This is a genomic window from Pseudobutyrivibrio ruminis (assembly GCF_015057245.1).
Classification (GTDB): domain Bacteria; phylum Bacillota; class Clostridia; order Lachnospirales; family Lachnospiraceae; genus Pseudobutyrivibrio; species Pseudobutyrivibrio ruminis_E.
In genome coordinates this window covers 46,832-61,681 of record NZ_SVET01000011.1, presented here as the reverse complement: position 1 = coordinate 61,681, position 14,850 = coordinate 46,832, and the positions used below count along the sequence as shown (strand labels likewise).

The window sequence follows — 14,850 nt, the reverse complement described above, 5'->3', positions numbered from 1 at the left end:
CCTACTCTTCAAAAATATCCTCTATTTTTTCTCCACATGCACTACAGTACATGGAGCCATTTTTGACTAATGCGCCACACTTAGGGCAGGCTACACCGCCTTTAAGTGCCATGATATCATCTGATATCTCTTTGATTCGAAGAGTCACAGCGGTGATTCGTTTGATATCTTCGCTGTCCTCATCTTTGTGCTCTTGATAGTATTTCTTGCCAAGCTTTTCATAAAGCTTGATAAGTTCGCCTTCTTTGACCTTTTTGTCATACTGCAATTTGGTCATATCTGTAGCGTTTTGAGCTTTTTTGCTAAGGTCTTGGGTGGTACTTCTAATGCTATCTGAAAGATTGTCTAAAAGACCCATAAAATTACCTCCTTATTCAACCCTTTAAACTTTATGATTTTACCATAACACTGTACTTTTTACCACATTTAATCTATGCTACACCGCCATCTCTTACGATGATATAAGCAAGATATGCCACATAAAGTAACAACATGATGATTCCATTAGCTCTATTTAGATTCTTTTTCTTTAAACACATGAGCCACACAACAGCTGAAAAAGCTACAAGAATCAATGTATCAATAGCGTTTACTGTAAGGTAAGTCATAGGTGAAATTGCACCTGCCACGCCAAGAATCAAAAGTATATTAAATATATTAGAACCAACTACATTTCCAATTGCCATATCAAGCTCATTTTTCTTAGCAGCAACAATTGATGTTACAAGCTCAGGAAGTGATGTTCCAAGTGCTACGATTGTTAGACCAACAAGAGTTTCTGACATACCAAACTTAAGAGCAAGTGTTGTACATGAATCAACTACCCAATCACCGCCAAACTTGATAGCAACAGCGCCGCCAATGATATAGATAATACAAAGCCAGGTTGGAATATCTACGATTTCATTTTCTGCTTCTTCCTCTGCAATTTCTGCTGCAGTTGTTCTGTGCTTCTTAGCTGACATTAACATCGAACCAAGGAAGATAACAAAAGCTACAATAAGAAGCAAACCATCAAAATGTCCAACTGAATTTCCGATTAATCCCATAATCATAAGGCCAACTGCACATGCTACTGAAAAAGGAAAATCCTTTTTAATAGTGTCATCAGCTACTTCAAGTGCTGAAAACAACGCGCAGCTTCCAAGAACTACCATCAAGTTGAAAATATTAGATCCTACTACATTTCCAATTGCTAACTGGTTGCTTCCCGCAAGTGACGCTGTAACTGAAACAGAAAGCTCCGGTAGTGATGTTCCCATTGCCACGATTGTCATACCAATTACAAGTGCTGGCACATGAAGCTTTTTTGCTACAGCAGATGCGCCTTCAACGAAGAAATCTGCTCCCTTAATCAAAAATACAAATCCTACTACCAAGAGAATCAAAGCTCCAGGTATTGTGCTAAAAAATGTCATTTAATTCTCCTCCTTTAAAACCCAAATGATATTCCATATAAATGCTCAAGCAAGATTTTCACGCCCAGGAAAATCAAGATAAATCCGCCTAATAACTGGGCCTTTGCCTTGAACTTATTACCAAAAATATTTCCCACATAAACACCACCTGCTGAAATAGCAAATGTTGTTAAACCAATTATTATGATTGCTCTAAAGATGTTAAATTCTTCGTAGAATGAAAAAGTAACTCCGCATGCTAAAGCATCAATACTTGTGGCAATTGCAAGAAGTGTAAGTTCTTTTAAATCAAGTGGTGGATCCATGATTTCCACCTTATCCTCATCCTTCCATTCACGGATGGCGTCAATAATCATTTTGCCACCTACATATAACAGAAGTACGAAGGCAATCCAATGATCATAAGCTGAAATCATATCAGCAAAAGCACTTCCCAAAATGAAACCAATCAGTGGCATCAATGCCTGAAAACCACCGAAGAATAGTGCTATCATAAACATTTGCTTTTTATTTACCTGCTTCATTGCCAGTCCTTTGCAGATAGCTACAGCAAATGCATCCATAGATAGACCTACACCGAATAAAAATATGTCTACTACACTCATATTAAACTCCTTTTTTGTGAGGGCTAATATAACAAAAAAGACCCACGTGTAACCAAATCTATGGCTACACGTGAGTCTCACTATTTAATGTTTGCCAGGGTAAATCCCGAGTCTGTTGACAAACAACGCATTCAATTTATAGCGCTTGCTACTCCCTCACGAGATGTATACAATATACTAAAGATTCTTGCATAATGTCAACACTAGGATTTAGATTTCCCAAACTCCTGCGAACCAGGCTGGGACTCTCATCTCTTTTTCCAAATCCACATTATCGTAATTACGAATCAAGCAAGCCTTTTCTTTCACGTCAAAATCCAGCTTGTATTGCACCTCATTGGCACTTACATTACATACAACAAGAATTTTTCTGTCCCCCAATTGTCTTGTGTATGCAAATACATTTTCATCTTCCTTGTTTAAAAGCTGGTATGTTCCATATACGATGATATCTGACCACTGGCTATTTCTTCTTAGCTGGATAAGCTTTTGATAGTAATAAAATACTGAGTTCTTATCTTCCAGTTCTGCTTTTGCATTGATTGTCTTGTAATTTGGATTAACTCCTATCCAAGGCTTTCCTGTTGTAAATCCTGCCTCTTTAGTGTCATCCCACTGCATTGGTGTTCTTGCATTATCACGGCCTTTTGCTCGAATGCCGTCCATTAAATCCTCCTCTGACATTCGGCCTCCGCCAACCAATTCCTTGTAAGCATTGAGTATTTCAATGTCTCTACATTCATCAATTGATTTGAAAGGATAATTTGTCATTCCAAGCTCTTCGCCTTGATATATATAAGGCGTACCCTTCATCATGTGAAGAACTGTGGCGATGCATTTTGCTGATAAGGGTGAATCGTCTCCAAGTCTTGATACAATTCTTGGCTGGTCATGATTGTCCCAATACAAGGAATTCCAAGCCTCGCCCTCAAGTTCGTTCTGCCATTTACTTAAGTTTGCCTTAAGATCTGGTAGATAGAATCTTTTGGTGGTCCATTTTCCTCTTTCATCATAATCTAGCCCTGTGTGCTCAAACTCGAAAACCATATTCAGCTCAGAGTTATCAAGGCTTGCATATTTCTTTGCTTCCTCTATAGTTACGCCTGCGCACTCCCCAACTGTGATCAAGTCGTATTTTGAAAGCACTCGCTTTCTCATTTCCTGCAAGTATTCGTGAACTCTTGGGCCGTTTGTTGTATTAGATAAGTCCCCATATAAAGCCCCCTCGCCTATGTTTCCATCTGGTAATCCAGGTACTTTTGAAATCATGGAAATAACATCCATTCTGAATCCATCAATACCCTTTTCACACCACCAAGTCATCATGTTGAATACTTCATCTCTGACTTTTTCGTTATCCCAATTCAAATCCGGCTGCTTTTTTGAAAAGCAATGTAGATAATACATACCTGTCTTTTCATCATATTCCCATGCTGATCCTGAGAAACATGAGCCCCAGTTATTTGGCTCTTTGCCATCTTTTGGCTCACGCCAGATATAATAATCTCTCTTTGGATTATCCTTTGACGACCTACTTTCAACGAACCATTTGTGCTCATCCGATGTGTGATTAACTACCAAATCCATTACGATTTTGATTCCATGCTCGTGAGCCTCTTTTAATAGTGCGTCGAAATCGTCCATATTACCGAAATCATCCATTATGTCCTGATAATCAGATATATCATAACCATTGTCATCGTTAGGAGATTTATATATTGGACTTAGCCAAATAACGTTAATTCCAAGCTTTTGTAAGTAATCTAATTTACTTCGTATACCATTTAAATCACCAATGCCATCACCATTTGAATCACAAAAAGATCTTGGATAAATCTGGTAAATGACACTTTCTTTCCACCATGCCTTTTCCATTCTGTCCTCCTTTAGTTATACGAATAACCTTGTAACTAAAAATTAACCCAAGACTTATCCTGGGTCAAAGGTTATGCACATAACTATTACTATGTGACATATTTGTATTTTTTTTTTATCAATAATTTACAACTGTCTACATGACTCTCTAACAATCAACTCAACAGGCAGCTTTATGTTATGTTCCACTGGCTTATTCTTAATCATTTTCATCATGCTTTCTACTGCAGATTCTGCTTTTTGCTGCACATTTTGCCTTATTGTGGTGAGCTCTGGCGTAGATAATTTTGAAAACAATATATCATCATAACCTGCTACTGAAATATCCTCAGGTACTGTTTTCCCATGTTCATTTAAATATTTTATTACTCTTAAAGCGTAAAAATCTGAAATACAAAATACAGCAGATTTTTCTATCAATGCAGGATAAATTCTATCTAATCCATCCTGCAGTTCTTCCCTTTTCATATCAATAATAAAGTGAGAGCTTTCATCGATTTCAATACCATTATCGATAAAGCTTTGGCGGAATCCACGCCATCTATGTCTTGTTTCTTCCTCATCATTGTCATCAAGCATGGCTACATTTGTATGGCCTATTGACGCAAGATAGTTACCAATTTTGTATCCACCATCATAATCATCTATAAAAACCTGCACCAGCTTGTCGTACTCATAAACAAAGGCTGCATCTATGGTAACAATTGGTTTTACAAACTCCTGGCTAATTGCAATCATGGCTTCTTTGGTGTAGTTACTAAGGATAAGCCCATCTAAATTCCATCGCAACGCATCCTTTACAACACGTTCAGGAGACTGGTCCAGGATAATCAAAATATATTTATCTCTTTTTCTAAATTCCTTTTCAAGATAGGAGAAGAGAATACTGAAATATGGGTCACCCATAATATCCTTTTTATCGCTGGAATCCATTACCGCTACGCCAATTAAGCCTGAGCATCTGCTTACCAGATTGATTGCAGATTGATTTGTAATATATCCACTTTCTGCAATTTCTGCTTCAATTCTTTCTCTTACTTCCTTTGAGACCTTTTCATACTTTCCATGCAACACATACGATACAGTGGCTGTGCTCACACCACATGTTTTTGCAATGTCTTTTATCCTTACCATAGCATCTCCTCCTTGTTTTTAGTTATACGCATAACCTATTTACCTGTCAATATTTTTATGTTAGCGTTTACTTAGATTAATCTAAGGAGTGGCTTTTACTATGGAAAAAAAATGGTGGCACAACAAGGTAGCTTATCAAATCTACCCAAAGAGTTTTTACGATACCAATGGGGATGGTATTGGAGATATAAACGGAGTTATTGAAAAACTAGATTATTTGCGGGATCTTGGAATAGATATTATTTGGCTTTCACCAATTTATTGCTCACCTCTTGCTGATCAGGGATATGATATTTCTAATTACTACGATATCGACCCACGCTTTGGCACTATTGATGATTTGGACCGTCTAATTGAAGAAGGGAAGAAGAGGGGTATAGGCATTGTAATGGACTTGGTGGTAAACCATTGCTCTGATGAACATGAATGGTTTAAAAAGGCCTGCGAAGACCCTGACGGAGAATACGGCAAATTCTTTTACATTGAAGATTACAAGGATGGTGATTCCTTGCCTTGCAATTGGCGTAGCTATTTTGGAGGCAGTGTATGGGAAAAGTTGCCAGGACATGATGACAAAATCTATCTTCATGTGTTCCACAAGAAACAGCCAGATTTAAACTGGGAAAACCCTAAACTTCGCAAGGAAGTATACAAAATGATTAACTGGTGGCTAGATAAGGGTATTGCTGGATTTAGAATCGACGCCATTATCAACATTAAAAAGAAGCTTCCATTTTCTGATTATCCTGTGGATGGCGATGATGGACTTTCCTCAATCGACAATATGCTAAAAGAGGCAACTGGGGTAGGAGATTTCCTTAATGAATTAGCTGATGAGACATTCAGAAAGCATGATGCTTTTACTGTAGGTGAAGTCTTTAATGAAAAGGATGATGAATTGCCTTTATTCATCGGCTCTCATGGCTATTTTTCTACAATGTTTGATTTTTCTGCTGAATCTACCAAAGAAGATATTTCGCCAGAGAATTATAAAAAGGCAGTCTTTAAGGCTCATGCAAGAGTTGATGGCATAGGTTTTCTTTCTAACATCATCGAAAATCATGACGAACCTAGAGGCGTTTCGAGGTTTATACCAAAAGAGGATTTGACAGACACCAGCAAAAAGATGCTGGCAGGTATATATTTCCTTCTTCCTGGACTTCCATTTATTTACCAGGGGCAGGAGATAGGTATGGAAAACCTGGATAAAGTAAACGATATTGGTGATTTAGATGACTGTGCAAATGCCAACATTTACGAAACTGCATTGCATGAAGGCAAGACACATGCTGAGGCCCTTGCACATCTTATAAATGTGACAAGAGATAATGCACGTACACCTTTCCAATGGGATGACTCTGAGAATGCAGGATTCACCGATGGTAGACCATGGCTTATGGTTAATCCAAAATACAAATACATCAACCTTGCCGCGCAGATTAATGATTCGGATTCTGTATTTAATTTTTATAAAGCCTTAATTTTTCTTAGAAAGAATCCAGAGTATGAGTCAACATTTGTTTATGGCGAATTTGCTCCATACAAACCAGAGCAGAAAAACCTTCTTGCCTACAGTAGGATAGGAGAGAAGAGTGTAATGGTTATTGCTAATTATCAGAAGGATGCCCAGACACTTAGTCTTCCTTCCAAAATAAAAAAGGTTTTGCTTTCCAATACAAGCAAAACCTTGGACAATTCTTCATTTAACAGCACAGAAATTGTGCTCTCTCCTTATGAATTGTTAGTTGTTGAAATGGTTTAGACACGGGCATCATCTAGACCATTTCTTTTGAATTTTTTATAAATGAAATTCACAATGAAAAAGCTTGTGATTCCACCACAGATTCCTATCAAGGAACCAGCTAGCACATCTGTAGGCCAGTGTACAAACACATACAAACGGCTTATGGCGATTAAAGCTGCTAGTACAAGAGCTGGGATTCCAAGCTTTTTATTTCTTGTAAATATAGCAGTTGCTACAGCAAAGCTGGCATTTGAATGACCAGATGGAAATGAAAAGTCCTTTGGAATATTTACAAGCATCTGCACATCAGGCTCAAGCCAACAAGGACGACATCTCATGATAGTTGGTTTTAAAATCAAGTTACAAATTATAAATGTCATTGCAAGAGATATTGCCGCCTGCACACCCATCTTTCTATTAAATGGCAAAATCAAGAGTAGGAGAGTAATAACTATCCAAAACCATCCTCCATTTCCTAAGAAAGTAATCTTTGGAACTATCCAGTCTAAAAATCCATTGTGTATACTCTGAAACCAGTGAAGTAAATCCAATTCCCATTGAAAGTAAAAGACATTACCCATTATTTATATTCTCCTTTATACAAAAAAGTGCCAAGGTATCTTGGCACTTTAATTATATCATTTTTATATTTTATGCTTCAATCTTGCAGAAAGATTTCTTGCCTTTTTTAAGAAGGAATTCCTCTGCAAATGCATCCTTTTCGTATGATGTAAATGGATCAGCAACCTTGTCTCCGTTAACTGAAACACCACCCTGCTGAACAGCACGGCGAGCCTCTGCACGGCTAGCTGTAAGACCAGCAGAAACAAGAATCTGAAGGATGTCTACCTTGCCATCCTTGAAGTCTTCATCTGAAAGCTTGTGGCATGGTACGTTTTCTGAGTTTGCTCCACCTGCGAAAAGTGCCTTAGAAGCCTCGCGAGCCTTGTCAGCCTCCTCTGTACCGTGAACCATCTGTGTAAGCTCATAAGCAAGGATATCCTTTGCTTCGTTAAGCTGTGCACCTTCCCAGCTGTCCATCTTTTCAATTTCCTCGATTGGAAGGAATGTAAGCATACGGATGCACTTAAGAACATCTGCATCACCAACATTTCTCCAGTACTGATAGAACTCGAATGGTGAAGTCTTGTTTGGATCAAGCCATACTGCGTTACCAGCTGTCTTACCCATTTTCTTGCCCTGTGAATCAGTGAGAAGAGTAATAGTCATAGCGTGAGCATCCTTACCAAGCTTACGTCTGATAAGCTCTGTACCACCAAGCATGTTTGACCACTGATCGTCACCACCGAACTCAAGATTGCAATCATAGTGCTGGAACATGTAATAGAAGTCGTATGACTGCATAATCATGTAGTTGAACTCAAGGAATGAAAGTCCCTTTTCCATACGCTGCTTGTAGCACTCAGCACGAAGCATGTTGTTTACTGAGAAACATGCACCAACTTCTCTAAGAAGTTCTACGTAGTTGAGATCAAGTAACCAATCAGCGTTGTTAAGCATAAGAGCTTTGCCATCAGAGAAATCGATGAAACGCTCCATCTGACGCTTGAAGCACTCAGCATTGTGATCGATATCCTCACGTGTAAGCATCTTTCTCATGTCTGTACGACCTGAAGGATCGCCGATCATAGTAGTTCCGCCACCGATAAGGGCGATTGGCTTGTTGCCAGCCATCTGTAATCTCTTCATAAGTGTGAGAGCCATAAAGTGACCGGCTGTAAGGCTATCTGCAGTACAATCGAAGCCGATATAGAAAGTAGCCTTGCCCTCATTTATTAATTTTTTAATTTCTTCTTCGTTTGTTACCTGAGCAATCAGGCCACGAGCAACTAACTCGTCATAAATTGTCATTGCAAAATTCTCCTTTCTCACATTTTTGAATAGTTAGTTTTGTATAAACAAAAATCCCTCGCCCCCATTTTCTAGGGTCGAGGGATTAAGTAGAGGTGCCAACCAGATTTGAACTGGTGATAGAGGTGTTGCAGACCTTTGCCTTACCACTTGGCTATGGCACCTTATTAAGTAAACGGAGAAGGAGGGATTTGAACCCTCGCGCCGGTTGCCCGACCTACACCCTTAGCAGGGGCGCCTCTTCGGCCTCTTGAGTACTTCTCCAAAGTTGTAGGTAAATTACTTATTTTGTTTCGACGCAAGTGTTATTCTACTAGAGTAATGCACCATTGTCAACAATATTTTGGGGAAATCTTCACGATTTCCCCAAAAATTTTTCACACTTTAAAATCTAGTAAAAAGACTAGTTGATTGTTGCGTGATAAAAATACTTCATTCCCTCTACAGTACCATATACACCATCTACATAATCCTTGATCATGTATGGATCGTTGTAGTAGTAGATAGGGATGATGCACCATGTATCCATAAGGTAATCCTCTGCCTCATGCATAAGCTCTGCACGTGCTGCAAGATCTGCCTCTGAACGGATATCAGAAATCATCTGATCATACTTAGCCCAATCAAGGTCCTTGCTAGAATCCTTACCGAACTGTGGGTTGTTGTTTCCTGAAGATGTTGTGTACATTTCAAGCATGTTGATAGGGTCGTTGTAATCCATGATCCAACCTTCACGAGCGAAGTCGTACTTACCAGCCTTACGTGTCTCCTGGAATACGTTCCACTCTTCCTGATCGATAGAAAGGTTGATTCCTACTGTTGCAAGGTCAGCCTGGATACACTCACCAATCTTTACGTTACCTTCTGAGTTGTTTGTAAGGTATGTTAAAGAAATATCCTGTGTAAGAGCATCTGAAGCTGTATCATATAAACCGATAGACTCAAGAAGTGACTTAGCCTCTTCTACGTTTGCTTCGTAATCTGTTGAGTAGTAATCCTTGTTCTTGAACTCACCACCGTTACCATCTGAGCATCCAGTTGGAATAAATGATGTAGCGATTTCCTGGTTGTTTTGTCCAACTGTGTCAATGATGTACTGACGGTCAATTAAAAGAGTGATAGCATGACGGAATACCTTTGCCTGCTCCTCATCAAGACCAAGTTCATCATAAAGATCTGTGTTGTAGTTGAATGATGCATAGTATGTACCAAGGTTATCAAGTACTACATACTCTGAGCTTGTCTTAGCTGTTTCCATTTCCTCTACAGGAATATCATCGATGAAATCAAGATCTCCTGTTGTGTAAGCTGTATAAGCAGCTGTTGTTTCTGCTGTAAGCATTACGTTAAGTGTTGTAACTGTTACTGAATCAGCATCCCAGTAATTGTCGTTCTTTACATATGTCATATCTGAATCATGGTTCCATGATTTAAGAACATAAGCACCGTTACATACGAAGTTTTCGCCTGCATCGTTAGCCCATGTACCAACTGGATCACCATCAGACATAGAAGCTTCTACAGCTTCCTGGTTAACTGGGAAGAAGAATGGGAATGCACATAAATCAAGGAAATATGGGCAAACTGCTCCAAGTGTTACTGTAAGAGTCTTACCATCTTCAGAAGCAACTACATCACCATCACCAAGACCTTCTTCATATGTGAAGCTTGGGAAGATTTCACAAAGGTAGCTGTAATCAGCTGCAACCTCTGGAGAAGCTGCACGCTTCCAAGAGTAAACGAAATCTGTTGCATCAAGATCATCACCGTTAGACCACTTTAAACCATCACGCATTGTGAATGTGTATGTAAGTCCATCATCTGATACCTCATAGCTCTCTGCACAAGCTGGCTCAAGCTCGCCTGACTCGTTGTAACGCATCAAACCTTCAAATGAGTTTACTGCAAGACATCCACCATCTACTGATGAGTTAAGAGCTGGATCAATGTGAGCTGGCTCACTAGACATCCAAATGTTAAGTGTTGTCTTATCTTCCTTTGTTGTTGCAACTGCTGGTGCTTCACCTGTAGATGATGAGCTCTCAGTAGATGCTGCCTTATTGCCACATGCAACCATTGAAAGTGCCATAGCAGCAACAAGTACTAATGAGACTAATTTCTTCTTCATACTATCCCTCCTATAATTTTAATCTCTTTATATTTCAATCCCTATAGGAATTAAAACCAATACCTTCTCTTATTTGTTCCAGCAAGCAACCATATGACCATTACCTCTATCTGTAAATGGAGGCATCTCACATGCACACTGCTCTGTAGCGTAGCGACATCTTGTTCTGAATGGACATCCGCTAGGCATCTTAAGAGGACTTGGAACATCGCCCTCAAGAATAATTCTCTGGCTCTTTCTAGCTGTCTCTGGATCTGGAATTGGTACTGCTGAAAGAAGTGACTGAGTATATGGATGAATTGGGTTATCCATAAGCTCATCTGCATCAGCAATTTCCATCATGTGACCTAAGTACATAACAGCAATTCTGTCAGAGATGTGCTGAACTACTAATAAATCGTGAGCGATAAATAAGTATGATAAACCTCTTTGCTTTTGGAGGTCCTCAAACATATTTACAACCTGTGCCTGAATTGAAACATCAAGAGCTGATACAGGCTCATCACAAACGATGAATTTTGGATCTACAGCAAGGGCTCTTGCGATACCGATTCTCTGACGCTGTCCGCCTGAGAACTCGTGAGCATAACGTGTTGCATGCTCTGCATTAAGACCAACTGTTTCCATAAGCTCCATGATTTTGTCATGGCGCTCACCCTTTGATGTGTAGAGCTTATGTACATCAAGAGGCTCACCAATAATATCTTCTACAGTCATACGTGGGTTAAGAGAAGAGTATGGATCCTGGAATACCATCTGCATCTGCTTACGATATGGCTGCATTTTTACATCAATTTTTTTCTCGCTATCATAAAGTACATCGCCATCAAAAACAATACGTCCGCTTGTTGGCTGGTAAAGACGTAGAAGAGTACGTCCTACAGTTGTCTTACCACAGCCTGACTCACCTACAAGACCAAGTGTCTCACCTGGCTTGATTGTAAATGAAATATCATCAACAGCCTTAAGAGGAACTGTTCTAAATCCATTTTTTACTGGGAAGTACTGCTTTAAGTGGCTTACTTCTAAAATATTCTCGCTACTCATTTACTACTTCCTCCTGCTTCATATTCTTAATATTCATCCAACATGATGCCATGTGTGTCTCGCCAACTCTGATTTCTTCTGGCTTTTCCTTTAAGCAAATCTTCATTGCTTCATCGCAACGAGGACAGAATGCACATCCTTCTGGCATGTTTAAAAGATTGATTGGTGTACCACCGATTGGTACTAATCTCTCTTTGCTGTTTGATTTTGTTGGAATAGAGCGGAGTAAGCCCTTTGTATATTCGTGTGAAGGAGAGTAGAAGATATCATCTGCTGTACCTCTTTCACAAACACGACCACCATACATAACGATGATTTCATCACACATAGATGCGATTACACCAAGGTCATGAGTTACCATGATGATTGCCATACCAAGCTTTTTCTGAAGATCCTGCATAAGCTCAAGAATCTGGGCCTGGATTGTAACATCAAGGGCAGTAGTAGGCTCATCGGCAATAAGGATATCTGGCTCGCAAGCAAGTGCCATGGCAATCATAACACGCTGTCTCATACCACCTGAAAGCTCATGTGGATACTGCTTGAGACGCTTTTCTGGCTCATTGATTCCTACAAGGCTAAGTAATTCCTTAGCTCTTTCGTTTGCCTGTTCCTTTGTTTTGTCTGTATGTAAAAGAATTGCTTCTTTTAACTGATAACCGATTGAAAATACTGGGTTAAGAGATGTCATTGGATCCTGGAAAATGATAGAAACGCATCTACCACGGAAACCTGCCATCTGCTTAGCATCCCAATCTACAATGTTTTCGCCTTTGTATAAAACCTTGCCTCCGGAAATGCTTCCGTTGTCAGCAAGAATCTGCATTATTGAATATGCAGTAACTGATTTACCTGAACCAGACTCACCTACGATACCAAGAGTTTTTCCTGGCTCAAGTGTAAAATTAACTCCGTTTACAGCACATACATCACCGTTGTCTGTAGTAAAGGTTGTATGTAGATCCTGTAACTCTAAAATGTACTTATAATCTTCCATCTTTTTCACCTCTTATCTAGACAACTTTGGATCGAATGCGTCACGAAGACCATCGCCAAGTAAGTTTAATGCAAGTACAATCAAGCAGATTGCAAATGCTGGGAACAAAAGTCTTTCTGGATATGTCATCATACCGCTTCTTGCTTCGTTTGCAAGTGAACCAAGTGATGGCATTGGAGCAGAAACACCAAGTCCTACGAATGAAAGGTAGCTCTCTGTAAAGATAGCTGATGGAATCTGAAGGGCAGTAGTAATGATAATTACTGATAAGCAGTTTGGTAAAATGTGCTTCAAAATTGTACGTGATGTAGATGTACCGATACATTTTGCAGCAAGTACGTATTCATTCTGCTTGATAGTAAGAATCTGACCTCTGATAAGGCGGGCCATACCTACCCAATATAAAAGTCCAAATACGATAAACAAAGCAATCATATTTGTTCCAAGTTTTGCAAAAATAGTTCCTTTGATAATACTTCCAAGTGTTTCGTTTAAAACTACTGCAAGAAGAATTATCAACAACATGTCTGGTAAAGAATAGATGATATCAACAATTCTCATCATAACAAGGTCAACTCGTCCACCAAGGTAACCTGAGATAGAACCGTAAAGCATACCAATCATTAAAACAAGGATTGATGCAAAGATACCAACTACAAGTGAAACTCTTGCTCCGTAAATTACACGGATAAAATAATCTCTTCCAAGAGAATCAGTACCGAAGATGTGTGGGAATACGCTTTCCCCTTTTGCTATTTGCTTAAGCTCTGATGCACTGTATTCAAATGGATGTAGGTTTGCAGAACCTTTCATGATATCTGCATAACCATAAGGAATAACAAGTGGTGCAAAAATAATAACTATGATAAGTGCTATAAGAATTCCAATAGCAAGCATTGCTAAAGGATTCTTTCTAAGACGTCTCATACCATCCTTAAAGAATGTAGTAGATTCGCCCATAACATCCTGCTGTCTTTTTTCTTCGTCTGTTGCCTTTTCAAAATCCTGCATAGAAAACTTGCTAAGGTCAATCTGTGCAGAAAAAGGCGCCTTTTTAAAATTGTCCTTCATCGAATATAACTCCTTTTCAATTGATTCTTAGTCAAGCTTAATACGAGGGTCAACAATCTTATAAACAATATCTGTTATAAGGTTTGCAATTACCATTACTGTTGCAAGGAAGATGGTAGTTGCCATGATAAGTGTGTAATCACGGTTTGTGATGGCACTTACGAACTTTGATCCAAGTCCACCAAGGTTGAAGATTGCTTCTACAACCATTGAACCAGTAAGAATACTAGCAACCATTGGTCCAACATATGTAATAACTGGAATTAATGCATTTCTAAGACCATGAACGAAGATAACTTTTCTCGATGAAACACCCTTTGCCTTTGCTGTACGGATGTAATCCTGTCCAAGTGCATCAAGCATTGATGTCTTTGTAAGTCGAGTAATATATGCAAGTGGAGATAAACAAAGAGCAAGCACTGGCAAGAATACTAAGTTTTCTCCAGCGGAGAAGGCTTGTATTACACCAAGCTTTACACTAAATACGTAAAGCAAAATAGTTGCTACTACGAACGATGGCATGGAGGTTATTATCGTAATAAAGAAGATAATCAATCTATCCTGCCATTTATTTCTCTTAAGTGCTGCAATTGATCCAAGGATAATTCCAAAGATGATTGCGAAGAATGCTGCAATTAAACCAATCTTTGCAGAGATAGGAAAACTCTCCGCGAAAATATCTTTAATCTCACGACCGTTTTTAAGAGATACACCGAAATCGCCGTGTGCCATATTTTTCATATAAATTATGTACTGCTCCCACAGAGGCTTATCCAAATTATATCTAGCCTCAAGCTGTCTAATAACAGCTTCGTTGACTGCCTTTTCTTTATTGAAAGGACCGCCTGGAATAGCATTCATTGCGAAGAATGTAATCAAACTAATAATGATTACTGTAACGAATGCCAGCAAAACTCTTTTAACAACATATTTTGCCAATTTTTTATACTCCTTTTCTT

13 protein-coding genes and 2 tRNA genes are annotated in these 14,850 nt (G+C 39.0%); 1 reads left to right on the top strand and 14 read right to left on the bottom strand.

Annotated features, from left to right (window positions below):
* Position 1: 1 nt before the first annotated feature.
* The 5 genes from E7274_RS10210 to E7274_RS10190 all read right to left on the bottom strand — a co-directional run bounded on the left by E7274_RS10210 (position 2) and on the right by E7274_RS10190 (position 5,032).
* Entirely contained in the window at positions 2 to 358 is a 357-nt protein-coding gene (locus E7274_RS10210; protein ID WP_033152561.1) for a zinc ribbon domain-containing protein, read from the bottom strand.
* 73 nt (positions 359 to 431) lie between these two features.
* Positions 432 to 1,418, bottom strand: coding sequence for a calcium/sodium antiporter (locus E7274_RS10205; RefSeq protein WP_304175719.1), 987 nt, complete (start codon positions 1,416 to 1,418; stop codon positions 432 to 434).
* A gap of 14 nt (positions 1,419 to 1,432) precedes the next feature.
* Positions 1,433 to 2,023, bottom strand: a complete 591-nt coding sequence (locus tag E7274_RS10200) for a manganese efflux pump MntP (protein ID WP_304175717.1) — start codon at positions 2,021 to 2,023, stop codon at positions 1,433 to 1,435.
* A 210-nt stretch (positions 2,024 to 2,233) separates the two neighbouring features.
* On the bottom strand, positions 2,234 to 3,898 hold the full coding sequence (locus tag E7274_RS10195) for a glycoside hydrolase family 13 protein (protein WP_304175715.1): 1,665 nt from the start codon (positions 3,896 to 3,898) through the stop codon (positions 2,234 to 2,236).
* Positions 3,899 to 4,024: 126 nt separating this feature from the next.
* Positions 4,025 to 5,032: a LacI family DNA-binding transcriptional regulator gene (locus tag E7274_RS10190; protein WP_304175713.1), complete on the bottom strand. Its 1,008-nt coding sequence runs from the start codon at positions 5,030 to 5,032 to the stop codon at positions 4,025 to 4,027.
* Between the two features lie 100 nt (positions 5,033 to 5,132).
* Here E7274_RS10190 and E7274_RS10185 point away from each other — a divergent pair, with 100 nt between their 5' ends.
* The gene (locus E7274_RS10185; protein WP_304175710.1) at positions 5,133 to 6,794 is read left to right on the top strand and encodes an alpha-glucosidase; all 1,662 of its coding nucleotides are present in this window, start codon (positions 5,133 to 5,135) and stop codon (positions 6,792 to 6,794) included.
* On the opposite strand, the gene E7274_RS10180 is transcribed toward E7274_RS10185, so the two are convergent.
* From E7274_RS10180 to E7274_RS10140, 9 genes are all read right to left on the bottom strand, one after another.
* Positions 6,791 to 7,357 carry a phosphatase PAP2 family protein gene (locus E7274_RS10180; protein WP_304175709.1) on the bottom strand — a complete coding sequence of 189 codons (567 nt, stop codon included), beginning with the start codon at positions 7,355 to 7,357 and terminating at the stop codon, positions 6,791 to 6,793. The genes E7274_RS10185 and E7274_RS10180 overlap by 4 nt on opposite strands.
* Before the next feature lie 70 nt (positions 7,358 to 7,427).
* Positions 7,428 to 8,648 (bottom strand): tyrosine--tRNA ligase, encoded by a 1,221-nt coding sequence (gene tyrS, locus E7274_RS10175; protein ID WP_033152543.1) that lies wholly within the window; start codon positions 8,646 to 8,648, stop codon positions 7,428 to 7,430.
* Between the two features lie 93 nt (positions 8,649 to 8,741).
* Positions 8,742 to 8,812, bottom strand: a tRNA-Cys gene (locus E7274_RS10170).
* 12 nt (positions 8,813 to 8,824) lie between these two features.
* Positions 8,825 to 8,912 (bottom strand) — tRNA-Ser (locus E7274_RS10165).
* Between the two features lie 139 nt (positions 8,913 to 9,051).
* On the bottom strand, positions 9,052 to 10,776 hold the full coding sequence (locus E7274_RS10160) for a peptide ABC transporter substrate-binding protein (RefSeq protein WP_304175708.1): 1,725 nt from the start codon (positions 10,774 to 10,776) through the stop codon (positions 9,052 to 9,054).
* Positions 10,777 to 10,845: 69 nt separating this feature from the next.
* Positions 10,846 to 11,823, bottom strand: a complete 978-nt coding sequence (locus E7274_RS10155; protein ID WP_033152540.1) for an ABC transporter ATP-binding protein — start codon at positions 11,821 to 11,823, stop codon at positions 10,846 to 10,848.
* Positions 11,816 to 12,820 (bottom strand): ABC transporter ATP-binding protein, encoded by a 1,005-nt coding sequence (locus E7274_RS10150; protein WP_304175706.1) that lies wholly within the window; start codon positions 12,818 to 12,820, stop codon positions 11,816 to 11,818. The genes E7274_RS10155 and E7274_RS10150 overlap by 8 nt, the downstream gene beginning before the upstream one ends.
* A 12-nt stretch (positions 12,821 to 12,832) precedes the next feature.
* Complete coding sequence (locus E7274_RS10145) at positions 12,833 to 13,891, bottom strand: ABC transporter permease (RefSeq protein ID WP_044939280.1); 1,059 nt, start codon at positions 13,889 to 13,891, stop codon at positions 12,833 to 12,835.
* A 27-nt stretch (positions 13,892 to 13,918) separates the two neighbouring features.
* Positions 13,919 to 14,830, bottom strand: coding sequence for an ABC transporter permease (locus E7274_RS10140; RefSeq protein WP_304175704.1), 912 nt, complete (start codon positions 14,828 to 14,830; stop codon positions 13,919 to 13,921).
* Positions 14,831 to 14,850 lie beyond the last annotated feature (20 nt).

Excerpts from the sequence above, each read along its gene's own strand:
- E7274_RS10180 (WP_304175709.1), bottom strand. The coding sequence starts at position 7,357 with ATGGGTAATGTCTTTTACTTTCAATGGGAATTGGATTTACTTCACTGG.
- tyrS (WP_033152543.1), bottom strand. The coding sequence starts at position 8,648 with ATGACAATTTATGACGAGTTAGTTGCTCGTGGCCTGATTGCTCAGGTA.
- E7274_RS10190 (WP_304175713.1), bottom strand. The coding sequence starts at position 5,032 with ATGGTAAGGATAAAAGACATTGCAAAAACATGTGGTGTGAGCACAGCC.
- E7274_RS10195 (WP_304175715.1), bottom strand. The coding sequence starts at position 3,898 with ATGGAAAAGGCATGGTGGAAAGAAAGTGTCATTTACCAGATTTATCCA.
- E7274_RS10155 (WP_033152540.1), bottom strand. The coding sequence starts at position 11,823 with ATGAGTAGCGAGAATATTTTAGAAGTAAGCCACTTAAAGCAGTACTTC.
- E7274_RS10205 (WP_304175719.1), bottom strand. The coding sequence starts at position 1,418 with ATGACATTTTTTAGCACAATACCTGGAGCTTTGATTCTCTTGGTAGTA.
- E7274_RS10200 (WP_304175717.1), bottom strand. The coding sequence starts at position 2,023 with ATGAGTGTAGTAGACATATTTTTATTCGGTGTAGGTCTATCTATGGAT.
- E7274_RS10185 (WP_304175710.1), top strand. The coding sequence starts at position 5,133 with ATGGAAAAAAAATGGTGGCACAACAAGGTAGCTTATCAAATCTACCCA.
- E7274_RS10160 (WP_304175708.1), bottom strand. The coding sequence starts at position 10,776 with ATGAAGAAGAAATTAGTCTCATTAGTACTTGTTGCTGCTATGGCACTT.
- E7274_RS10210 (WP_033152561.1), bottom strand. The coding sequence starts at position 358 with ATGGGTCTTTTAGACAATCTTTCAGATAGCATTAGAAGTACCACCCAA.
- E7274_RS10150 (WP_304175706.1), bottom strand. The coding sequence starts at position 12,820 with ATGGAAGATTATAAGTACATTTTAGAGTTACAGGATCTACATACAACC.
- E7274_RS10145 (WP_044939280.1), bottom strand. The coding sequence starts at position 13,891 with ATGAAGGACAATTTTAAAAAGGCGCCTTTTTCTGCACAGATTGACCTT.